Origin of the sequence: Paracoccus sp. (in: a-proteobacteria) (assembly GCF_047605025.1) — a bacterium.
Lineage (GTDB): Bacteria > Pseudomonadota > Alphaproteobacteria > Rhodobacterales > Rhodobacteraceae > Paracoccus.
On record NZ_JASGGO010000008.1, the window covers coordinates 15979 to 37112 of the forward strand.

A 21134-nucleotide genomic window follows, 5' to 3' on the forward strand; every position below is an offset into this window, starting at 1 on the left:
ATGAAAGGAATGCTGACGCGTTTTCGACTGAATCAACAATGACCCTCACAGTCGCACTGGTAAAATCAGAGGCCATAACAAGACCTAGCAGATTAGCCTCTGTCCCATCGCCAAAGCTGGCAACCCCAGACAAGCCGGTTCCCGTAGACCATGAAGACAAGGTTGTGAAGACCGCGCCTTGCTTATTGCCTAGATGGCCTCCAAGGGTATTTACAGGGACTGTAATCAGATCCTGACCGCAGGTAGCCGGGCCCAGGCTAGTTACCTCTGGTAGAAATGGAGCGCTGAACGCCCCCTCATGGGAAAACTCTGGGCATGTGATTTCTATCGTGACATCGGGCTGGACGCCGACCACCCATCCCATGATAAGCCCAAACGTCGCGTCCACAACGCCAGTCCCCATCACCTGGGATTGCGTGACCTGCCACCAGGTTCCATCGAGCGTCTGAGAGGCCGGAACGTTGTTCACGACAGTAGCGGCGCTATTCCTCGACAGGATACGGCTGCGGACCGCACCCATGTTCTCGCGACACCGGGCATGGACGCCCACGGCAATTATGTTTCCCTGTCGCGTCACCGTGACGGCGTGGACCTGCATTACGGACGCGACGACTTCGCCGATCAGGACCGGCTTATCCGTACCCTGTCACACGACCGGGCAAAGGACATGGCGACGGATTACGAACGCGCCGACCCAGCCCAAAACTATGCCGAACGACGCCGATCACCTTTCGCGAGCGGATCGAGCGGGTTGTCGAGATCGTCAGGCAGTTTCCCGAAAAGGTGCGCGGCATGTTCGACGGTCTGCACCTGGCCGCAGACGGTGCGGCCAGTTCAGAAGCGGTTCGGCAGTCGGAAAGGAAGGTTGAGGAAGACCCGGAAGCCGTCTTGCGCCGCGCTCGCAGGCAGGCGCTTGTTCGCCATTCCTGCGCCGCAGGCATCCCCTTGCCGAGTTCGGTGAACAGCGCATGGCCCGGAACCAGCCCGAGGATGTTCCAGCGCGAGTCCGCGCCCATGCGGTCGGTCATGAAGTTGGACAGCCATTCGCCGAACACCTTGGGCGTGCGCTTCCAGTGCAGGTCGCCGATCATGCCCAGCGCGCGGCCCTTGGAGCGGGACAGTTGCTCCTTCAGTTCGGACAGGTCGCGCTGAAACAGTGGCGGATTACCCCGATTGAAATCCCCGACCACATCAGCTATTCTGTGATTGCGCTCCGGTGTTGGCTGGTCAGATGAGGCTTCGGCCAGGTCGCCAGAGGAACCGCCGGAGCGCTTTCCCATTTCATAGCCGAGAAGCTGGTAGGCCGCGCGCTTTGCCTCTCCATCCACGCGATACGAGAGCGAGACGCTGTAATCCTCCCCGCCGATCCGGGCCACGATAGCGGCATAGGCATAGCTGAGGTTGTCGCGGCCCTTGTCGTCGGCCTCGCGGCTGTAGACCACGGCGCTCTCAATCAGACGCGGCAGGTTTCGGATCGCGGCTTGCTTGATGGGATTGCCGGTGTTGGATGATGTCAGCTTTTTACTGATGCCGGAAATTCGGACTGGAACACCGTCGCTGGCGACGAACTCCTTGCCTTGCAGGTTCTCGCGCAGCCATTCGCGCTCGCCACGCCAGTCCACCGCGTCGGGAACGGCATCCTCTATCGTTACCACGGGAACGGCGGTGGTCGGATCGATCTGCACCGGCGCGGTCTGCACGCTCTGATACATGGTGAGGCTATTGGCGTCACCGCGCCCGGCGCCTGGGCCATCCGGCCCCCTGCCCCCGACCTCGCCCGAGGCGATACGATCCAGAACACGGGCCGCGTCCACGAATCCATCGCCGCGCAGCGCCGAGACGAGGGCGCGGAAGAACGACCGGATGCGTTCCAGAGCTTCGCGCACTGGTCCGGGCGGGTCGGCATCGCGGTCCCGCGCCCAATCCGCATACATCTCGGCAATCATTTCCTCGGTCTGACCGCGTGTCGAGAGATTGGGATAGGCCGTCTCTACCGCCTCGCGCAGCGCAGCGTTGCGGCGTGCGGCACGGGCCAGCGCCGTCCATTCGGCCTGCGTGAACAGGCCGTAGGGCCGGCCCCACAGCGCATCGTCCCGCAGGGCGTGGATGATCTCATGCCGCATGGTGTGGACCGGATCGACCGCGCCCGCGCCGACGCTGATCCGGCCCGCACTATACGAGCCGAACACCGGCACGCCCGAGGCGTCCAGCAGCACGCGCACGATCTTGGGCGAGATGGCGCGCGCGATTCCGTGATCCCGCAGCACCGCCTGCACGGTTCGCGTCAGGTCGCGCAGCGCCGAGGTCGGTATGAATGGCTTGATTTCGGCGTCCGCAAAGTCTAGATTCAGTTCAGCGAGGGCGCCTTCCAATGCCGAACTACGCAACTTGGCATCGCCATGCCGTAACGCGGTCTCTGACCGGCCCTCGCCATCAGCGGCACGCAGGATGCTCCGGGCTTCAGCTACTCGATCAGCAGTCTGCGTGGCAACATCCCCCGCCCGATCTTTAGACAGATCATAGTGGAATTTTCCGTCCCGCGTCTCGCGGATCGTGGCAATCAGGTTCATATCGCGGCCAGCAATGCGCACTTTTGCCGCGATCTTGTGAACGGCCTTTATGTCTGGCCGGCCCTTCGAGTCCGCTTCGGTTTCAACCAACTTTCCATGCCGCAGAATGTCGGGCAACGCGACAACTGCGCGATAAAGGTCTTCACCCTTGCGACCCCCGATCTTGCTGGCGCCTTTTTTATTGAACTCGATGGTCCAGCCGGTTTCGGCATTGGTGACGGTTACTGGTTCCCCTTCCGGTAGCAGGTTCTGCCGATACCAAGCGGTCGCCTTCTTGCCGAGTTGCCGAATATCCGCCCACTCGCCCAACTCGTCGCCGGTCAGCGTGGCAACCGGCTCGGACAGGTCGCGCTGATACATCTCGATGCCGGATTCCGTCTCGCGGGTCTGGATCGCATCGAACACGGCATCGAACGCCGGGCGGACGGTTTCGATCTCGTCGGGCTTCAGGTAGGGATAGCTGTCGCCAAGCCCGGAAAGCTCGGCCTGCATTTGCCAAGCCGTCCCCTCGACCACGTTGGCGAGGTAGTCATTGGAGATGCTCTGGTCTTGAAGCTTGGCGATGACATAGGATTCGAAGGCGCGGGCGTGCATCTCGATCCCGGTGGACCAGTATGCCTTGCTGCGGGTCTTGTCGATGTTCTCCGAGCGAGCCTTGAGCCCGGTCTTGCCGATGGCGTGGTGCAGAACGACCAGCGCATCCATGACCTCGGGCCGCACGCCGCCCACCCGTCCGTCGCGGCTGATTGCCCGATCCGTGATGAAGCCGCCCTTGTTGTCGGTCGCGGCCCGGGCGAAATAGTTGTCGAGGGCATGGAACCATTCATGCGCCAGCGAGCCGGCGCCGTTCATCTTGGTCAGGTTGATGACCACCTGATCGGGCTCGTAATGCGCCGCAGCCGGCGAGACGCCACCGGAACCGCGCGCACCGAAGGCCAGGCCCAGAGTGCCGTTCAACGAGAGGGCGCGAGGCGGAATATCCAGCACGCCAGCCAGATCCATCAGCGCGTCATAGGCGTCGTTCAGATCCTGCTGGCGGCGGTTGCCGCTCACCCAATTCCCGAACTGGACCCCGCGAAACCCAAAGGTCTCCCCGAACTGATCCGGGGTCGCGTCAGCGCCGCTGCGGTGGTCGATTCCCACGCGGGGCGCGTTCTCGGACCTCCGGTCGGCGGGGATGTCGCGCAGCCGGTCCAGTTGCTCCTGAAGCGCGTCCGATTCCTCGGCGACGATGCGGCGGGCCTCCTTCACGTCATCGACGCGGCGCAACTGGATATAGGTGCTGCCGATCTTGGTCCCGACCGAGAAATACTTGCGGCCGTCATGGCTGTAGACCAGCCATTTCCGGGCCTTCTGCGCCTTGGCCCTCTGCTCGTCCAGCCCGCCATAGGCCCGCTTGAACTGCTCGACGGCCTCGGCCTCGGTCTCGGCACGGGCAATGGTGTCCGGCATGTTCGAGAAGGACGCCGCTTTGGCCTTTTGCGAGACCTCCCAGAACACCTTGTGAGGCTGATAGCGCACCCCGGACAGCATGGAGTAACTGACCTCGCCGAACGACATGCCCTTTAGGCTCTTGCCGTGGCCGACAGCATCATAGAGCTTCATCTGCCCAAGAATTTCGCCAAGAGATCGCTTTCCGCCGCCCAACAGGGCCTGACGCAGCTTGTCCTGGTCGATATTGCCATCCATCACGTCCTGGGCCAGCCCGCGCATGCCCGTCACGGCATCAACCCAGCCGGACAGCCGCCAGGACTTCTGGGGCTTCGTGGGGATGGAATCGCGGGCCGCGCGCATGAACGACACCTTCCACGGCTCGACACCGGCCTCGATCAGCTTCTCGTAATCCGGGGCCGGCCATGACTTCGACAACGGCTCGGCCGACACATCGACCTCAGCCGCGCCCCTCATCTGGTCGGCATAGCTGGCCCAGACATCCTTGCGGGCGCCGGCGATCTTCTCGCCGAAGTCCTCGATCCTGGTTGCCTTGGAAGCCGGCGCTACGCCGTCGCGCTCGCCTTCGCCATCCGCTCCGCGTTCTTCCGCAGGCAACCGTCCAGAATCGCCACCCTTCGGTTCGCTTCCGCCCTCACGGCCTCGCTCCGGGCCGGGTCGTTCGCCGCTGTCAGCATCTCCGAACGGGATTTCTCCCAATCCGCTTTCCGTTGCTCGTAGATCGTCATCAATCGGCCTCTGGCTGGCAGTTTCGACCACGATGGCGTCGATATCACCGCCGTCTCGGATCAGGACTTCGATCATAGACACCACTGCGAAGCCGAGCCTGGTCGGGGCAATCAGGAACATCGCCATCATGATGTTAATTATCGGCATCGGGGTCGCGCTGGATAGCCCCGCGATGCAATGGCTTGGGTTCATCTTCATCCTGGTGACCCTGCTGAGCATAGGGATCATTAAGGTTAGCAATAGACGAGGATTGACCATCGAAGAGGCCCGCAAGGCTATGGACGAAATTGAGCGGGAGGGGGCCTGATATGCCTCTCGATAGCACGCTCCAACGCATCAGCCCCGCCATGCTGGCGTGGATCGAGCGCGCGCACCTGATCGTGGCGCGGGTCGTTGAAATCGACCCTTCCGCCTTGCCGATCTTCGAGCGATTGGATGCCGAGTTGGCCGCCGCGCAGGCCGTGGACGCGGCCCGGCACCTGGATGATCCCATTGCCCTCGCCCGCGCGCTGGCGCAGGCTAGGAAGGCGAATTGATGACCGATTTTTTTGACCAGTTGACGGCGATATGCTCACCGGAACTATTCGATGCGATAAAACACAAAGACCGTGATCGCCTCGCCGCCATGATAGAGGGCTTGGCAACCATGCTGGGGCGAACGGTCGCCAGAGCCACGGCAGGCGATGCTGTCGAGATAGAGAAAATGCTTGCGGCCTGCGAACACCACGCTGCGGCCGAGGCGGCCGGCATCATTAATCTGGCAGAGACGTTGCGCGGCCGCCAGGGCTAGAGCGCCAGCGGCAGAAGGATGCTGTGGACGTGTTCCATCGTGCCGCCCGCGCCGTATCGCTCGCGCTTGAGGCCATGTCCGAGAAGGTCACGTCTTAGCCGTTCGTCAACGCCGCCGGTCAGCATCCGATCCTCGAAAGCGTGCCGGAGGGAATAGAGCGAATGTTCCGGCGTTTCGAGAAGCCCGTTTTCAGCCAGGAACTTGTTGACCGTGGCGCTAAGGCTGGCGCTGTTCGAGGCATATCGCGGGAAACCACCCGGCATGGACTTGATTGCGTCGAGGCTGACGCCGGCCAGCGGGATATACCGCTCGCTGTGGCGGTTCTTCAGGTGTCGATTCACGTTGGGCTGGATCAGAATATGCGGGACTTTCGCCCCCAGCTTGATTTCCTCTGGCAGCAGACCGGCAATCTCGGATGGCCGGGCGCCAGTGTTGACCATGACCAGAAGGATGGTGCGCGCCTCAAGGTTCAGGCCATTCAGAGCGTCAAGGGCCAGCAGTTTTTCCTTGATCCATTTGTCGCTGAACGGTGGTCGCGTTGCTTTTTTGCCCTTGCTGGCAGAGAGGGAGAGTCCGTCCGTGTCGAACCGCAGCGGAACGCCCTTGGCCTGCGCCACGGCGCGCCACATCGCCCCGAGATAGATAAAGTCCTTGTTCGCCGATTCGGCCTTCACTTCCCCTTTCGCAACCCGCTCAAGCCATGACGCGCGAAAGGCAAACATGTCGTCTGTCGTGATCTCGGCCAGTTGCTTATTGCCCACCGACGCGATGAAGTTGTTCGTGGCCTTCAGGCGCGGCGCACGATGCCGCCGCAACTGGTCGGCGCTCTTTCCGACGATGCGATCCCCCGCCACCTCGTAAAACGCATCAAACGCCTGCGAGACGGTTAAGGTCGGCGCCGGAACGAGTCCAAGTGCCGCCTCGGCCTCTTTCATGTCGAGCCTGCCGCGCCTATCAACAACCGATTCGATGCGTTTGAGAATTTCTTCCAACGGCAACTTGGCCACTTCCGGCGCATCAAGGTAGCGGTAGCCGCGCCGCTGCGCGAGGTTGCGCGCAGCCTTCATCCGCGCGTCACCGTCAGCGTCATGGCCGTCAAGCTTAGCCTCCCACGCCTCGATCATCCGTGCCCAGACCTCGGGGGCCTTCCGACGCGCGACATCAAAACTGTCCGTCGCCAGCGATATGTGAACAAGCTCCTTCGGCTCGACCGGGGCGTAACGGATCGGCACCCGCTTCCGCAGGTAATAGGTGTCGCCGCGCAGGGATGGGGTGATCTTTTTCATGAGATCATATTGCTGACAGAGAGGGTGAAATCAAGATTGACGTGCGCCTATATGTGGTGCAAATTGTGATGCAATACCAGCTAATCTTAGCCCTTCCTGCGCTGATCAGGGAATAAGATTATTAATTTTCAGGATGTTAAATGGGTAGAATGAGGAAAAATTTGGCGGACGGTGAGGGATTCGAACCCTCGAGACGGTTCCCCGCCTACACACTTTCCAGGCGTGCGCCTTCGACCACTCGGCCAACCGTCCATGCGCGCACCGTCTAGCCCGAAGGCCGGACCGGCGCAAGTCGTCAAAGCTTGGAAATGCGCTTCTGCAACTCGGCAAGCTGGCGCCGGATCTCGTCCATGTCCTCGCCCTTGGCAGGCTTGCGGGAACCGCGCGTAGGGGCCTCGGCCTCCTCCTCCAACTCGGGACCGCTCGAACCGATCCAGCCCGAGGCCATCGCCTTCAGGAAAAGCTGCTGCTGACGCTGCAACGTCTCGAAGCCCGGCATCGTGGACATGGGATTGGGGAATGTCGCCAGATTCTCCATCATCTTGGACTGGCCCTCGCGCAGCATCTCGAAGCTTGCCGCCAGGAACTGCGGCACGACGGATTGCGCCTGCGTGGTGTAGCTGCGCACCAGGTCGGTCAGCACGTCCAGCGGCAACACATTCTCGCCCCGGCCCTCATGCTCGGCGATGATTTGCAGAAGATATTGCCGCGTCAGATCATCGCCGGTCTTCAGATCCACGATCTGGACCTGGCGCCCGGCGCGGATGAACCCGGCGATGTCCTCAAGCGTGACGTAATCGCTGGTTTCGGTGTTGTAGAGACGGCGGCTTGCGTAACGCTTGATCAAAAGCGGGGTGTTTTTATCGGGCTCTGCCATGACGCCTCCAAGAATGCATTTGCAGCATGATGGAAAAACAGCACGGCAAATGCAAAGAAAATCGCCTGCCTGCCCTTAGGCAGCGCAGAGAAAAGCCTGCCATAGGACGAAGGAAGGGGAGCAGTCGCCTGCCCCCCTTCGCATCTTCCGATCCCAAAAGGATCAAACTCTCGCCAATCCGTAAGGATCAGGCCTTGGTCGCCGCGGCAGCCGCTTTCTTCACGGCGGCCTGGGTCTCGGCGGTCGCTTTTTCAGCGGCTTTCTGCGTTTCGGTGGCCAGATCCTTGCCGGCGGTCAGCATCAGGTCAACGGTGTCCATCTGCACTTTTTTCGCGACTTCGGCGAAGGAGGCCATGTGCTCGGCAGCCATTTCGGCGGCAGCGGTGGCGAAGTCCTTGACCGCTTTGGCGTATTCGGCCGGCTCTTCCTTCGAAGAGGTCAGCTCGCCCATGCGCGCGATGGTGTCTTTCGCCCATTGCGAGGAAATCTCGGTCGAACGCTCGGCAGCTGCCAAGGTGATCTTGGCCAGTTTCTCGCCCAGAGCGGTCTGCGATTTGAACGCGTCCTGGAAGGACGAGGTGTCAACCGGGAATTTCGCCAGCATCTCTTGCACGGTCTTGGTGAAGTCGGGGGTCTTGGCCATTTGCTCTCTCCTTGGGGATGCGCGTCATTGCCGCGCCGTGATCATCTCTTCTGGGATAGAACATAGATGCTGCGCCGCAGCATTTCAACCTTTAATGCTGCGGCGCAGAATTTTTTTCAGGACCGTTCGTGAACATAGGTGCCGGGTGCCTCGCCCAAGCCCTCTTCAGGTTCGCGCGCCGGGACCATGCGGCTGCCAGAGTGCTCCTGCAACCAGGCATCCCAGCGCGGCCACCAGCTTCCGGCGTGGAACTGGGCCTTCTCTCGCCAATCGTCGAAACTGCCCGCGAAACCGCCATCCGAGACGTAATGACCGTATTTCTTCTTGCTGGGCGGGTTCACGATTCCCGCGATATGGCCCGATTCCGACAGGATGAAGGTCTTGTCGCGCGAACCCATCTGCGCCACGCCGCGCCAACTGTCGCGCGCCGGCGCGATATGGTCGGTCTCGCAGGCGATGGCGCAAAGCGGCACCTCCACCTGGCTGACATGCAGCTTGCGGCCGAACAGTTCGAACCCCTCGCCGACGAAGGCGTTGCCCTGGCAGAGGCCACGCAGATATTCCACCGCCATGCGTCCAGGCAGGTTGGTGCCGTCACCATTCCAGAAAAGCAGATCGAAGGCCGGCGGCGTCTCGCCCAGCATATAGCTGCGAATCGCCGGTCCCCAGACCAGATCGTTCGCGCGCAGAAAGCTGAAGGTTCGCGTCATCAGTTGCGAACTCAGCACCCCGGTCTTGTTCGCCTCTTCCTCGATCCCGGAAACGAAGTCGTTTTGCAGGAAGGCGGTGAACTCGCCCTGATCCGAGAAATCGGTCAGCGTGGTGAAGAAGGTGGCCGAGTTGACCCGGTTGTCGCCTCGTTGCTTCAACAGCGAAAGCGTCAGCGAAAGCGTCGTGCCGGCGATGCAATAGCCGACCACGTTCAGCTTCTTCTGCTTGGTAATGTCCAGAACCCAGTCCATCACCTCAAGATAGCAACTGACGTAATCGTCCATTCCGATGCCGCCGAAGCCGGGATCCGGGTTCTTCCAGGCCACCACGAACAGCGTATAACCCTGGTCCACGATCCATTTGATCAGGCTGTTCTGCGGCTTCAGGTCCAGGATATAGAACTTGTTGATCCATGGCGGAAAGATCACCAGCGGGATCTCATGGACCTGCTCGGTCGTGGGGCTATACTGGATCAGCTCGTAAAGGGCGGTGCGCGCGACGACGCGGCCCTTGCTGGTGCCGATATTCTCGCCCACGCGGAAGGCATCGCGATCAGCCAGCGAGACGATCATCTCGCCGCCATTGCTCTCGACATCGCGAACCAGGTTCTCCAGGCCCTTGACCAGGCTCTCACCCTCGGTCGCGACGGCCTTTTCCAGCGCGTCGGGGTTGGTGGCCAGGAAATTCGTCGGCGCCATCATATCGATCATCTGCCGGGTGAACCATTCGATCCGCCGCCGGTCGGACATTTTCGAGATGTCCAGATCGGATGCCGCCTTCAGCATGGCATCGGAGTTGATCTGATATTGCCGCTTGATGAAGTTGAAGAAGGGATGCGTCTTCCATAGCGGATTCGAAAAGCGGCGGTCGGCAGGCCCCTCGTCGGGCGGCGCGGACAGCGCCCCGCTCATCATCGCGGCCTGGGCATCGGCGAAGTGACGCAACGTCTCGCCCCAATAGCTGACCTGCTGCTCCATCACCCGCTCAGGCTGCTCCGAGAGCAGCTTGACCCATGCCGAGGCAGCGGTGGCGAACAGGTCCACGCCCGGCCCCTCGACGCCCGGCGCCTTGGGCTTGCGCTGCGAAAGCGCGCCGACCAGGCGCTGCGTCAGCGATTCGATGCGCTCGATATTCTGCACCAGGCGCTCGGGCAGGCGGCTTTCATGGCCGAAGGCTGCCTCGGCGAACGCCTCCATCCGGCGCGTCGCGGCATCGGCCATCTCAGGTTTGGGCGCGGGCGTGCCTTCGGCCGCACCCTGCGTGACAGGCCCGGCAGCGGCCATATCCTGCGGCGCGGCATCGGCGGTGGTGGCCCCGCCCTCGGCCTTGGCCGATTTCCGCGCGGGCTTGCGGTGCGTCACGGTCCGCGTATCGGTCCGGGCCGCCGCGCGGGCACGCTTGGGCGTGGCGCGCTCACCCCTTGATTGCGCGGTTTTTTTCTTGACAGCCCCCTGCTCCGGCCCGGTGTTTCCGGCGCCGTCCGCGGTCGCGGCCTCGACCTCGGCCACCGTCGTGGCCTTCGCGGACCCGCGCGGCTTTTTCACCGCCGGCGCCTCCCCGCCATCACCGGCCTTGTCCGCGGTGCCGCGGCTGCCCGATTCCGCCAAGGCGCGCGTTTCCGCGCCGGCCTGCGGCTTGTCGTCCTTATCAGCCATAATTGACATTCCCTCCCTGACCGTAAAAGCATTATGCCTGTCCCGTAACGCAGGTAAAGCCGCGTCCTGATTTTTTGGCCCGGCGAGATCCATGAAGGTGGCCCCCGATGACGACTTACAAAGGCCTTAAGGGCATTGTCTCATATGACGCGATGGAGACGATCCGAAACACCAACGAATGGCTGGGCGCCAGTGCCCGCGCCCTTGGCTCCTATCCGGCCTTCGCGCTGATCCCGCATCCTGCGTTCAAGCTTCTCTCCGCCTGGGGCCGCGTGACCGAGCGCAGCTTCTCGCGCATGGTGATCAAGCCCGACTGGGAGCTTCCGCCCATCGTCTCGGGCACCGGGCAGGACCACATCGTCTATGTCGAGCCGGTGCTGAAGCGCGACTTCGGCGATCTGGTGCATTTCCGCGTCGCCCGACGCGAGCCGATGGCCCGCAAGGTGCTGCTGGTCGCGCCCATGTCGGGCCATTACGCGACGCTGCTGCGCAGCACGGTCGTCTCGCTCCTGCCCGATTGCGAGGTCTATGTCACCGACTGGCACAATGCCCGCGACATTCCGGTCAGCGCCGGCAAATTCGACGTTGAGGATTATACGCAGTATCTGGTGGATTTCATCCGCCATCTCGGCCCGGAAACGAACGTCCTCGCCGTCTGCCAGCCGGCGCCCCTGGCCCTCGCCGCGACCGCGATCCTGGCCGAGGAGGACCCCAAGGCGCAGCCGAAATCGCTGATCCTGATCGGCGGCCCCATCGATCCCGACGCCGCCGCAACCGAAGTGACCGATTTCGGCAACCGCATGACCATGGGCGAACTGGATTACATGATGATCCAGCAGGTCGGCTTCAAATATCGCGGCGCCGGACGCATGGTCTATCCGGGCCTGGCACAGCTCAGTTCATTCATCGCCATGAATGCCGATACCCATGCCCGCGCCTTCGTGGACAAGGTCTTCGCCGAAGCCCGCGGCGAAGGCTCCGAGGGTGACAGGCACAACAAGTTCTACGACGAATATCTGGCCGTCATGGACATGACCGCCGAGTTCTATCTGTCGACTGTCGAACGCATCTTCAAGGATTGCGAGATCGCACGGAACCGCTTCACTGTGAACGGCAAAACCGTGGATATCAGCAAGATCACCGATGTCGCGATCATGACGGTCGAGGGGGCGAACGACGACATCTCGGCGCCGGGCCAATGCGTCGCGGCGCTGAAGCTCTGCTCGGGCGTGCCCGCGAACCGCAAGCAGCAGCATCTCGAACCCAATGCCGGCCATTACGGCATCTTCGCGGGCAAAAGCTGGCGCCTGAACATCCGCCCCCTTGTGCTCGATTTCATCGACGAGGCACTCAGCCCCGCCGAAGGCCCCAAGCAGCGCCGCCGCGCCTCCCAGCCCATCGATTGCGGCCGCAGCAGCAGCAACGACTTCGACGGCAAGATCGCGGTCTGACCGCACGGCCGCACAGGCATCGAAAGGGGCGCGGGTCCGCAATGGCCGCGCCCCTTTTCACGCACCTTCCTTCAAGACCGCAAACGATCCAGCACCTCCTGAACCGCCTGCCCCATCATGGCCAGGCAGTCCGGGCTGGAAAAACGGTGATCGGCACCCTTGACCAGCGAAAGGCGCATATCCTCGCCCTCGGCATGGTCCAGCAGGTCCAGCGCCCAGGCGAGGGGCACGTCCGCATCCGCCGCGCCTTGCAGGAAACGCACCGGAAAGGGCAGGATCAAGGCTCGGTCCAGAACGGATTGCGCCCGGCCATCCTCGATCAGGCGGCGGGTAATGACATAGGGATCCCCGTATTCGCTGGGCCGCGGCACCTGTCCCACGCGCATCAATTCGGCACGCTGCGCCGCGTCCATCTCGGGCCAGAAACCACGCTCGGTGAAATCCGGCGCGGCGGCCACGGTGACCAGCCCCGCGACGCGGCCCGCCATCTCCCGCGCCAGAAGCAGGCTGATCCAGCCGCCCATGCTGGACCCCACCAGCACCACCGGCCCCTCGGTCAGCGCCAGGATCGCCGCCTCGGCATCCGCGCGCCAATCGCCGATGCAGCCATCCTCGAACCGTCCCGCCGACTGCCCATGCCCGGAATAATCAAAGCGCAGGAACGCCCGCCCCCGCTCCCTTGCCCATTCCTCCAGCCAGATCGCCTTGGTTCCCCCCATGTCCGAGCGGAACCCGCCCAGAAACACGATCCAGGGGCCTTTCCCCTCGCTCCGGTTATAGGCGATGCGCCGCCCCTGCGGCCCCTCGAAAAACTCAGTCATTCTTCCTTGTCCAAATATCCTGCGGGGGAGTCGCGGCACGCGACGGGGGCGCAAAGCCCCCCTGCCCCCCTTACCACATTGACAAGCCCCGGCAATCGCGCGACATCACGCGCCACATAACCCGCAACCGGGCGTTCCGTGGGCGCCAAACCGACGAGGAGGACATATGTCCCAGATCTCCCTCACCTTCCCCGATGGCAATGCGCGCGACTATCCCGCCGGGATCACCGCCGCCGAGGTCGCGGCCTCGATCGCCCCCAGCCTGGCGAAAAACGCCATCTCGGCCAACCTTGACGGCCGACACATCGACCTTCAATGGCCGATCACGGCCTCGGGCAAGATCTCCATCAACACGATGAAGGACAGCGAACCGGCGCTGGAACTCATCCGCCATGACCTCGCCCATATCATGGCCCGCGCGGTGCAAGAGCTTTGGCCCGACGTGAAGGTCACCATCGGCCCGGTCCGCGACCAGGGCTGGTTTTACGACTTCGACCGCGCTGATCCCTTCACCCCCGAGGATCTGGGCGCCATCGAGGCGCGGATGAAGCAGATCATCGCCGCCCGCGAGCCCGTCCGCACCGAACTCTGGGACCGCGCCCGCGCGCTGGCCTATTACGAGGAGCGGGGCGAGCCCTTCAAGGTCGAACTGGTCGACCGCATCCCCGAGGGCGAGGATCTGCGGATGTATTGGCATGGCGACTGGCAGGACCTCTGCCGCGGCCCGCATCTGCAATCGACCGGCCAGGTGCCGGCCGACGCCTTCAAGCTGACCCATGTGGCGGGCGCCTATTGGCTGGGCGACGCCTCGCGCCCGATGCTGCAACGCATCTACGGCGTGGCCTTCCGCAACCGCGACGACCTCAAGGCCCATATGACCATGCTGGAAGAGGCGGCCAAGCGCGACCACCGCAAGCTGGGCCGCGAAATGGCGCTGTTCCACTTCCAGGAGGAAGCGCCCGGCATGGTCTTCTGGCACCCTAACGGCTGGACCATCTATCGCGAATTGGAAGCCTATATGCGCCGCCGCCTGATCCGCGCCGGCTACAAGGAAATCAAGACGCCCCAGGTGGTGGACCGCATCCTGTGGGAGAAGTCCGGCCATTGGGAAGCTTACCGCGAGAACATGTTCATCGTCGAGGTGGACGAGGAAGGCGCCAAGGAAAAGCGCATCAACGCGCTGAAACCGATGAACTGCCCCTGCCATGTCCAGGTCTACAACCAGGGATTGAAATCCTATCGCGACCTGCCGTTGCGGCTGGCCGAATTCGGCTCGTGCCACCGCTACGAATCCTCGGGCTCGATGCACGGGCTGATGCGGGTGCGCGGCTTCGTGCAGGACGACGCGCATATCTTCTGCACCGAGGACCAGATCGAGGACGAATGCGCGGGCTTCATCGGCCTGCTCTCCTCGGTCTATCAGGATCTGGGCTTCCAGAAATTCGACATCAAGCTTTCGACCCGCCCCGATGTGCGCGTCGGCTCGGACGAGATATGGGACAAGGCCGAGGCCGCGCTGAAAGGCGCCATCGAGCATCTGGGCCTGCCCTATGAGGTGAATCCCGGCGACGGCGCCTTCTATGGCCCGAAGCTGGATTTCAAGCTGACCGACGCCATCGGCCGCGAATGGCAATGCGGCACCTTCCAATGCGACTTCAACCTGCCGCAGCGCCTCGATGCCGAATATGTCGGAGAGGACGGCGCAAAGCACATGCCGGTCATGCTGCACCGCGCCGTGCTGGGCAGTTTCGAACGCTTCATCGGCATCCTGATCGAGAACTATTCGGGCAAGATGCCGCTCTGGCTGGCGCCGCGCCAGGTCGTTGTCGCCTCGATCGTCTCGGGCGCGGACGATTATGTGCATCAGGTCGTGGCCGCGCTGCGCGACGCCGGCATCCGCGCCGAGGCCGATACTCGCAACGAAAAGATCAATTACAAGGTCCGCGAGCATTCCGTCGGCAAGGTTCCCGTCATCATGGCGATCGGCATGAAAGAGGTCGAGGAAGGCTCGGTCTCGATCCGCCGCCTCGACAGACAGGGCAGCGAAAGCCTCTCTCTGGACCAGGCGGTTCACCTGCTGCGCGAGGAAGCAGCGCCCCCGGACCTGCACCGGATCAAGCGGCATTGATCAGCGGCAAACTGCCGAATCCGTCCGAAGGCGCGCGTCCCGGCCCGCGCTCTCGGCGCTTTCCCGCTTGCCTTTTCATGCGAATCGTTCATCCTCTCAATCGCGTGAGCATGACTTTCTACCGCTCCCTCGTCACGGGGCAGCCGGACTTTACGGGAAAGGGCTGCACGGCCCGGGCGCAATCTCGCCCCGGGAGGACTTGAAGGAGAGACGGTAATGGCAACCGGCACCGTGAAATGGTTCAACGCCACCAAAGGCTATGGTTTCATCGCGCCCGATGACGGCGGCAAGGATGTCTTCGTGCATATCTCGGCGGTCGAGCGCGCCGGACTGACCGGCCTGAACGACAACCAGAAGATCAGCTACGAACTGATGTCCGGTCGCGACGGCCGCAGTTCGGCGGGCGACCTGAAACTGCTCTAGGCGGCAGGAACAGACATTCGGACCGGCCCGCCCCCGAAGCGGGCCGTTTCCCATTTTCGACCGCCCCCCCCGGCTTCTTTCTTGTCGAAATATCCTGGGGGAACGCTCTGGCGACCCCATCGAGGGGTCGCCAGAGCGTGGGGGCAAAGCCCCCGGCCCCCGCCCATCCCCCAGCCCCCGCAAGCCTCCATGGAAGCGCCTTTCGAGCTACGGCACGGGCTTGCGCCCGTGGCCCAAGCACGCCAAGAAGAAAGCTTCCTCGCAACACCGCACCCATCATCGTAGGGATAAAGGCATGACCGACCCGCTGCCCGGCCAGATCCGTCTGGACATCTTCGCCGATCCGGTCTGTCCCTGGTGCCTGATCGGCAAGGCCGAACTGGACCGGGCGCTGGAAGGTCGCCCCGGCCACCCCTTCGCCATCACCTGGCAGCCCTTTCGCCTGGACCCGCAAATGCCCCAGGCCGGGATGGACCACGTCGCCTATATGAAGATGAAATTCGGCGATGAGAAGGGCATCCTGGCCGCGATGCAGCCGGTGATACAGGCCAGCGAGCGGCTGGGCCTCTGGATCAATCCCAGCCTGATCGAACGCGTCCCCAACACGCTGAACGCCCATCGTCTTCTTCATTGGGCGAGGTTGGAAGGGACACAAACCGAAGTCATGTCCGAATTGATGCGCGCCTATTGGCGCCAGGGCCGCAATATCGGCGATCCCGAGGTGCTGGCGCAGATCGGCGCGGGGGCAGGGATGAACGCCGGCATGATCAGCCGTCTGCTTGCAACGACCGAGGACCGCGACGAAATCGCCGCGCGCGAGATCCACGCCCGCCAGCGCGGCATAAACTCGGTCCCCACCTTCATCATCGCCGACAGCCACGTCGTAACCGGGGCACAGCCGGCGAGCCTGTGGATGCAGGTCATCGACGAGTTGACCGGCCAGAATTAAAAGGCCGCAGCGGCTTGCCGGGCGCTTTGGGACGGACGGAGCGGGGGCTCTGCCCCCACGCGCTGGCGCCCCCTCGATGGGGTTGACGGCTGACAGAAGGTTTGATACCTGGCCGAATTTTGTCACAATTAAATCAATTGCTTACAGGAATATTTATCACGGGGTTTGATACCATGGGGCCGAAATCGGCTGATTTCGTGAAAATGGCGAAAATCCAGTGACGGGAAATCAATGGGTTAGCAGCGAAGCTGTGGGCTGTTTTGCCCACACCCCACGGCTCATTCTTCAGAAACTTTCCCGAGGTCGGACAGGTTTTTTCGCACGCTGGCGACGGCTTTGGAATCTTCTTGCAACTCGGCATGCAACAGCAGCGCGAAAGCCGAGCGGACTTCCTTGTTTCCCGCATCCATCTGGTTCACCAGATCACGGCGGGCCGTGGACATGACTTCCCAGAAATAAGCCCAAGCCCCACCGAAAGCCTGCATGGTGACTCGAAATTCGCCCGCCGCAGTCTCGGGAAGCAAAGCGCGGGCCATGCGGAACATTGCCAGATCGAATGCGGCGCGCTCGTGTTCATCCCAGCGCGCTGGAGGGGTCATGACGCTTTGCGGGTCGCCGCCCTGCGCAATGCTCTGATACCTCGCCGGGACCGCACCCCGCGCGCGCCATGCTGATACGGTGCGCTTGTCGATCATCAGCTTCCTAGCCAGATCAACGTCTTTCTCGACTCCGAAGTGCTCTTTCAGCTTCTCTAGCTGCGCTTCAACAACATCGCTCATCATACCCCTTGACCGTTTCAGGCGGCCTGCATAATGTCTACATGCAGACAAATAGGACTGCATGAGCATCGCGCATCAACATACACCGTCAGACGATCCGTTCAAAGCCGTTCGGGCCCGCCTCATCTTGCGTGGCCTGTCTTTCGCTGGCTACTGCCGGGAACGAGGGTTGGCCCGGCAGAACGCCACCTCGGCCATTCGTGGCATCTGGCGCGGTAAGAAGGCGTCGGCGCTGGTGAACGAAATTGTGGCGGATCTGGGGCTGGTGGAATGACGATCCCTGTCAAAGCTCTCTGCGGCATCGCATGCATTCCGACCGACAGGACGGCTGCTTCCCAATGGCTTCGGCGCAACGCTGTTCCTCTCCATATCGGCAACGGCAATGGCGGGCGCTTCGAATATGTCCTTGCGCATGACCTCCCCACCGACATCCGCCGGGCCTATGAGCTGCGCGAGATCGAGGCCGCGGGGCTTCCGGCCGGGGCATACGACGACGACGCGCATGATCGCCTTGCCGAGGCCACGCCGGCCATGCAGGCCACGGCGCTGCGCAAGGCCGAGATCGCTCGCTTCCTAGTGAAAGGCGGTGCCGGAGCCAAGGGCTTGCCCGGGCTGCTGTGCGATGCCGCGCGCGAGGCGTTCGGCCCGGACGGCACCGACAAGATGACCCTGCGGCGCATCATGCGCGCGGTCGAAGGCGTCGATCCGGTGAACTTTGCGCCGGCGCTGCTGCCTGCCTATGCGCGCGAGACCCCGGCCGCAGAGGTATCGCCCGAAGCCTGGGCCTTCTTCATGACCGCGATCCAGAAGGCCGCGCCCTGGTATCCCCTGGCGCAAGCTTGGCAGAAGGCGCGCGATGTGGCCAAGATGCGCAGCTGGCAATGGCCAACGTATCGCACGGTCATACGGCGCTGGGACGCCTTGACCGAAGCGCAAAAGCTCGATGCGCGGCACGGGCGCGCGGAAGCGGTGGCCGCGCTGGAGATGCCGATCAAGCGCGACAAGACCAGCCTGAAACCTCTGCAAATGGTCTCGCTCGACGGCCGCACACAAGATTCCTGGGTGGATTTCGGCGATGGCAAGCCGGTGCGGCCGGTCATGCTGGCCCTGGTCGATGCTGCATCGAACCATGTCCTGGGCTATGAGATCGCCCGCTCGGAAAACGCCGTGGTGACCGCCAGATTGATCCGCGAACCCTGCAAGCAGCATGGCATCTTCGACCTGATCTATACCGACAACGGCTCAGCATTCTCCGGGCATCTTGTCGCGGGCGGCGCGAAGTTCAAATGGCGCGGCAAGGGCAAGGGGCAAGGTGGCGTCAAGCCCCTGGCCGTCTGCTTTCACCTGGGCATTGAACTGACCTTCGCCATTCCGAAGAACGCCAAGGCAAAGATCGCGGAACGCACCTTCGCCGCCCTGTCCCGTGCGCTGGATGATCGTCCCGAGTTTGCGGGCGCCCATGCCGGCCATGCCCCCGGCGCATCGCCCGGCAAGGGCGTTGTCCCCGTTCCCCTGGCATTGGCCGAAGGGGTCATTGCCCGCGAGATTGCCCGGCATAATGCCGAGCCGGGCCGCAGGGGCCAAGGTGCCCGTGGGCGCTCCTATGCCCAGATATTCCAGGACGGGCTGGCGGAACGGATCGTTCGCAAGCCGACCGCCAGGCAGATTTATCTTGCCAGCCTAGTCTATACCCCCGCGTCGGTTGATCGCTGGGGCCGGGTGCAGATCGACAATCTGGACCTATGGCGGGCCGGAAACGCAACAGGAACTGCTTGCCTGGCACGGCAAGGGACAGATTCTGATCGGCCGCGATCCCGACGATTTCAGCGCCCCGGCCATTGCCTTCGATTCCCAGGGCAAGCTGATCTGCAAGGGGATCGCCCCTGTTAAAGGGCATGTTTACGACAGCGTGAACGGTGCCCGCGAAGCGGCAAGGAACCGGAAAGCTGCGCGGGACGCCATCAACCAAGCCGAGGCCGCGAACAAATACCTGGATGACATGGCGTTCGGCGCGACGCTGGCCGATCTGCCGATGCCGGATGCGCCGCCGCCCGGGAAACCCGCCAAGGTGGTTGGCGGCAAGTTCGGCGGCTTGCAGCCCAAGCGGCAGGCGGTGGCCCCGCAGCCGGAAGCGGAAACCCGGCCGCGCCGGAAGTCCTACCTGACGCCGGAAATGCTCGAAAATCTGGACCAGGCGATTGGCTTCGATGCCGCGCAAGGTGCCGGGCAGTAGTCCGATGGGTGCGGGAACACCCACCGGACCATTCAACGCGGGCCAGGCCCGCTCTCGTGAACGGAGGAAAGAATGGCAGAGATAGTCGAATCTGCCAAGCCGGAGGTGCAGGCGCAAGCACAGGCAACAGGCGGCTTCGTGATGACCGAAAGCGCGCGGGACATGCTGCGGTCGCTGCAACTGGTGCGGGTGGCAGGGAACGCGATGACCCTGATCGCGGCGGCGCCCGGCACAGGCAAGACGGAGGTGCTCAAGCACTTTGCTGTCGTCCAGAATGGGCACAAGTTCGGCTCATATACCCCCTATGTGCGGGACGAGGTTTTCTTGCATACCGCCGTTGCGGGCGAAGGAACACCTTGGGGCCTGGCGTGCCAGCTGATGCAAATGTGGGGATTGGGCGAGCCGAACAGCCGCCGTCTGACCGAAACCCACAAGATGATCGGCGCTTGCATCGGGCGCGGAAATCTTCTGATGATCGACGAAGCCCAATATCTGGTGCAGCGCAATGCGCGCGGCAAGGACACCTGGGATTCGCTCGAATGGCTGCGGGCCATGGCCGAGGAAGGCGAGTTCTCGGTGGCCTATTGCGGCGATCTGGCGCTGCTGGACACCGCCAACCACTTGCCGCAGCTCTGGCGCCAGATGCGGCGGCGGGTGGTGATCCGGCATGTGTCGAAACAGGACGTGGCCGCGCTGGCCGCGCATCGCGGCATTGCCGAGCCGTCGCTTGTCGAGGTGCTTTTCCGGGTTGCCCGGCGTGGCGGCGGCCTGGGCGACGTGGACAATGCCCTTGCCCATGCCCGGCTGCTGTCGCGGCAAGAGGTTCCGGGCGCGGCCTTCATCATGGCCGCATTGGAAGACCTGCACCTGCTGACCCGGGAGAATCGGGAATGACCCAGCCCATGAAAATCGACCGTCGCGCCATCCTTGCGGCCGACCCGAAATCCTTCAACGACCCGCTGGATTTCTTCGAGGCTTATGCCACCGGCCTTTGCGCGCCGCTCGACACCGCCTGCAACCTGATCCGCGAGCAGCTGAACTATCACGGTGGCGACATCTTCGGGCATATCCGCGGCGTTTCCCATGTTTCGCTGGACCTGGTCGAACAGCTCAAGAAAATCCGGGCACACCACAACATGGGCCGGACGGTCTCGCTGTCCCTCTTGTCTGCCGCCATGCGACGTGCCGGTGACTGAGCATCGCCGCGAACACCGCGCGGGTCGCGTCCCCAAGATCGACACCGACCCCGAACTGCCCGCCTTCATCCTCGCCCGGCTGGACCGGCTGACCTATCGCCAGATCGCGGCCGCGATCGCGGCACACTTCCCGCCCGAGCGCCACGTCCACCCCACCACCGTCCACCGCTGGGCACAGCGTCACCGGGCATCTGCAAAGACCCGCGACCTTCTCCGATAACCGCGAGACCTATGTGGGTCTTCGCAGATCAAACCTACTGACACACCGGTATCAAACCTCGTGACAGACAACAGGGGTCGCCAGCGCGTTCCCCCGGGATATTTGGCAAGGAAGAGACCGAGAAGAGAGTATCGGCAGGAGGGCCGAGAGCGGCCACGCCCGGGAACGTGGCAGCACATATCGCAACAAGACGGTCGTGGGGCTTTCATTAACCCGACTCC

General features: G+C 63.0%; 19 protein-coding genes and 1 tRNA gene. 12 read left to right on the forward strand and 8 right to left on the reverse strand.

The window, feature by feature from the left end; genetic code table 11:
• Positions 1-632 precede the first annotated feature (632 nt).
• Positions 633-5009 carry an LPD5 domain-containing protein gene (locus QM682_RS06375; RefSeq protein WP_415128104.1) on the reverse strand — a complete coding sequence of 1459 codons (4377 nt, stop codon included), beginning with the start codon at positions 5007-5009 and terminating at the stop codon, positions 633-635.
• 89 nt (positions 5010-5098) lie between these two features.
• On the opposite strand from QM682_RS06375, the gene QM682_RS06380 reads away from it, so the two are divergent.
• Both QM682_RS06380 and QM682_RS06385 read left to right on the forward strand, forming a co-directional pair.
• On the forward strand, positions 5099-5287 hold the full coding sequence (locus QM682_RS06380; RefSeq protein ID WP_415128105.1) for a hypothetical protein: 189 nt from the start codon (positions 5099-5101) through the stop codon (positions 5285-5287).
• A complete protein-coding gene (locus QM682_RS06385) occupies positions 5287-5541 on the forward strand; it encodes a hypothetical protein (RefSeq protein ID WP_415128106.1) in 255 nt (84 codons plus the stop codon). The genes QM682_RS06380 and QM682_RS06385 overlap by 1 nt, the downstream gene beginning before the upstream one ends.
• Here QM682_RS06385 and QM682_RS06390 read toward each other — a convergent pair.
• The 5 genes from QM682_RS06390 to phaC all read right to left on the reverse strand — a co-directional run bounded on the left by QM682_RS06390 (position 5538) and on the right by phaC (position 10713).
• Complete coding sequence (locus tag QM682_RS06390; RefSeq protein ID WP_415128107.1) at positions 5538-6827, reverse strand: tyrosine-type recombinase/integrase; 1290 nt, start codon at positions 6825-6827, stop codon at positions 5538-5540. The two genes, QM682_RS06385 and QM682_RS06390, sit on opposite strands and share 4 nt — an antisense overlap.
• 162 nt (positions 6828-6989) lie before the next feature.
• A tRNA-Ser gene (locus QM682_RS06395) sits at positions 6990-7079 on the reverse strand.
• 43 nt (positions 7080-7122) lie between these two features.
• The gene (phaR, locus tag QM682_RS06400) at positions 7123-7704 is read right to left on the reverse strand and encodes a polyhydroxyalkanoate synthesis repressor PhaR (protein WP_415128108.1); all 582 of its coding nucleotides are present in this window, start codon (positions 7702-7704) and stop codon (positions 7123-7125) included.
• Between the two features lie 187 nt (positions 7705-7891).
• A complete protein-coding gene (locus QM682_RS06405) occupies positions 7892-8347 on the reverse strand; it encodes a phasin family protein (RefSeq protein WP_415128109.1) in 456 nt (151 codons plus the stop codon).
• Positions 8348-8463: 116 nt separating this feature from the next.
• Entirely contained in the window at positions 8464-10713 is a 2250-nt protein-coding gene (gene phaC / locus QM682_RS06410) for a class I poly(R)-hydroxyalkanoic acid synthase (RefSeq protein WP_415128110.1), read from the reverse strand.
• Positions 10714-10820: 107 nt separating this feature from the next.
• Between phaC and phaZ the strand changes: the two genes are divergently transcribed.
• Positions 10821-12164, forward strand: coding sequence for a polyhydroxyalkanoate depolymerase (gene phaZ, locus QM682_RS06415; protein WP_415128111.1), 1344 nt, complete (start codon positions 10821-10823; stop codon positions 12162-12164).
• 71 nt (positions 12165-12235) lie between these two features.
• On the opposite strand, the gene QM682_RS06420 is transcribed toward phaZ, so the two are convergent.
• A complete protein-coding gene (locus tag QM682_RS06420; RefSeq protein WP_415128112.1) occupies positions 12236-12985 on the reverse strand; it encodes an alpha/beta fold hydrolase in 750 nt (249 codons plus the stop codon).
• Between the two features lie 166 nt (positions 12986-13151).
• On the opposite strand from QM682_RS06420, the gene thrS reads away from it, so the two are divergent.
• From thrS to QM682_RS06435, 3 genes are all read left to right on the forward strand, one after another.
• A complete protein-coding gene (thrS, locus tag QM682_RS06425; protein ID WP_415128113.1) occupies positions 13152-15113 on the forward strand; it encodes a threonine--tRNA ligase in 1962 nt (653 codons plus the stop codon).
• 216 nt (positions 15114-15329) lie between these two features.
• Positions 15330-15536, forward strand: a complete 207-nt coding sequence (locus QM682_RS06430) for a cold-shock protein (RefSeq protein ID WP_415128114.1) — start codon at positions 15330-15332, stop codon at positions 15534-15536.
• A gap of 295 nt (positions 15537-15831) precedes the next feature.
• On the forward strand, positions 15832-16485 hold the full coding sequence (locus QM682_RS06435) for a DsbA family oxidoreductase (protein ID WP_415128115.1): 654 nt from the start codon (positions 15832-15834) through the stop codon (positions 16483-16485).
• A 278-nt stretch (positions 16486-16763) separates the two neighbouring features.
• Here QM682_RS06435 and QM682_RS06440 read toward each other — a convergent pair whose 3' ends face one another.
• The gene (locus tag QM682_RS06440; RefSeq protein WP_415128116.1) at positions 16764-17264 is read right to left on the reverse strand and encodes a helix-turn-helix domain-containing protein; all 501 of its coding nucleotides are present in this window, start codon (positions 17262-17264) and stop codon (positions 16764-16766) included.
• Positions 17265-17325: 61 nt separating this feature from the next.
• Between QM682_RS06440 and QM682_RS06445 the strand changes: the two genes are divergently transcribed.
• The 6 genes from QM682_RS06445 to QM682_RS06470 all read left to right on the forward strand — a co-directional run bounded on the left by QM682_RS06445 (position 17326) and on the right by QM682_RS06470 (position 20913).
• The gene (locus QM682_RS06445) at positions 17326-17538 is read left to right on the forward strand and encodes a hypothetical protein (RefSeq protein ID WP_415128117.1); all 213 of its coding nucleotides are present in this window, start codon (positions 17326-17328) and stop codon (positions 17536-17538) included.
• On the forward strand, positions 17535-19154 hold the full coding sequence (locus tag QM682_RS06450; protein WP_415128118.1) for a transposase domain-containing protein: 1620 nt from the start codon (positions 17535-17537) through the stop codon (positions 19152-19154). Before QM682_RS06445 ends, QM682_RS06450 begins: the two co-directional genes overlap by 4 nt.
• A gap of 19 nt (positions 19155-19173) precedes the next feature.
• On the forward strand, positions 19174-19497 hold the full coding sequence (locus QM682_RS06455) for a hypothetical protein (protein WP_415128119.1): 324 nt from the start codon (positions 19174-19176) through the stop codon (positions 19495-19497).
• Positions 19498-19569: 72 nt separating this feature from the next.
• Complete coding sequence (locus QM682_RS06460) at positions 19570-20391, forward strand: AAA family ATPase (RefSeq protein WP_415128120.1); 822 nt, start codon at positions 19570-19572, stop codon at positions 20389-20391.
• Between the two features lie 8 nt (positions 20392-20399).
• Positions 20400-20693, forward strand: coding sequence for a hypothetical protein (locus QM682_RS06465; protein WP_415128121.1), 294 nt, complete (start codon positions 20400-20402; stop codon positions 20691-20693).
• Positions 20686-20913, forward strand: coding sequence for a hypothetical protein (locus tag QM682_RS06470; RefSeq protein ID WP_415128122.1), 228 nt, complete (start codon positions 20686-20688; stop codon positions 20911-20913). Before QM682_RS06465 ends, QM682_RS06470 begins: the two co-directional genes overlap by 8 nt.
• The last annotated feature ends 221 nt before the right edge of the window (positions 20914-21134 follow it).

Excerpts from the sequence above, each read along its gene's own strand:
- QM682_RS06375 (WP_415128104.1), bottom strand. The coding sequence starts at position 5,009 with ATGGTCAATCCTCGTCTATTGCTAACCTTAATGATCCCTATGCTCAGC.
- QM682_RS06380 (WP_415128105.1), top strand. The coding sequence starts at position 5,099 with ATGCTGGCGTGGATCGAGCGCGCGCACCTGATCGTGGCGCGGGTCGTT.
- QM682_RS06385 (WP_415128106.1), top strand. The coding sequence starts at position 5,287 with ATGACCGATTTTTTTGACCAGTTGACGGCGATATGCTCACCGGAACTA.
- QM682_RS06390 (WP_415128107.1), bottom strand. The coding sequence starts at position 6,827 with ATGAAAAAGATCACCCCATCCCTGCGCGGCGACACCTATTACCTGCGG.
- phaR (WP_415128108.1), bottom strand. The coding sequence starts at position 7,704 with ATGGCAGAGCCCGATAAAAACACCCCGCTTTTGATCAAGCGTTACGCA.
- QM682_RS06405 (WP_415128109.1), bottom strand. The coding sequence starts at position 8,347 with ATGGCCAAGACCCCCGACTTCACCAAGACCGTGCAAGAGATGCTGGCG.
- phaC (WP_415128110.1), bottom strand. The coding sequence starts at position 10,713 with ATGGCTGATAAGGACGACAAGCCGCAGGCCGGCGCGGAAACGCGCGCC.
- phaZ (WP_415128111.1), top strand. The coding sequence starts at position 10,821 with ATGACGACTTACAAAGGCCTTAAGGGCATTGTCTCATATGACGCGATG.
- QM682_RS06420 (WP_415128112.1), bottom strand. The coding sequence starts at position 12,985 with ATGACTGAGTTTTTCGAGGGGCCGCAGGGGCGGCGCATCGCCTATAAC.
- thrS (WP_415128113.1), top strand. The coding sequence starts at position 13,152 with ATGTCCCAGATCTCCCTCACCTTCCCCGATGGCAATGCGCGCGACTAT.
- QM682_RS06430 (WP_415128114.1), top strand. The coding sequence starts at position 15,330 with ATGGCAACCGGCACCGTGAAATGGTTCAACGCCACCAAAGGCTATGGT.
- QM682_RS06435 (WP_415128115.1), top strand. The coding sequence starts at position 15,832 with ATGACCGACCCGCTGCCCGGCCAGATCCGTCTGGACATCTTCGCCGAT.
- QM682_RS06440 (WP_415128116.1), bottom strand. The coding sequence starts at position 17,264 with ATGAGCGATGTTGTTGAAGCGCAGCTAGAGAAGCTGAAAGAGCACTTC.
- QM682_RS06445 (WP_415128117.1), top strand. The coding sequence starts at position 17,326 with ATGAGCATCGCGCATCAACATACACCGTCAGACGATCCGTTCAAAGCC.
- QM682_RS06450 (WP_415128118.1), top strand. The coding sequence starts at position 17,535 with ATGACGATCCCTGTCAAAGCTCTCTGCGGCATCGCATGCATTCCGACC.
- QM682_RS06460 (WP_415128120.1), top strand. The coding sequence starts at position 19,570 with ATGGCAGAGATAGTCGAATCTGCCAAGCCGGAGGTGCAGGCGCAAGCA.
- QM682_RS06465 (WP_415128121.1), top strand. The coding sequence starts at position 20,400 with ATGAAAATCGACCGTCGCGCCATCCTTGCGGCCGACCCGAAATCCTTC.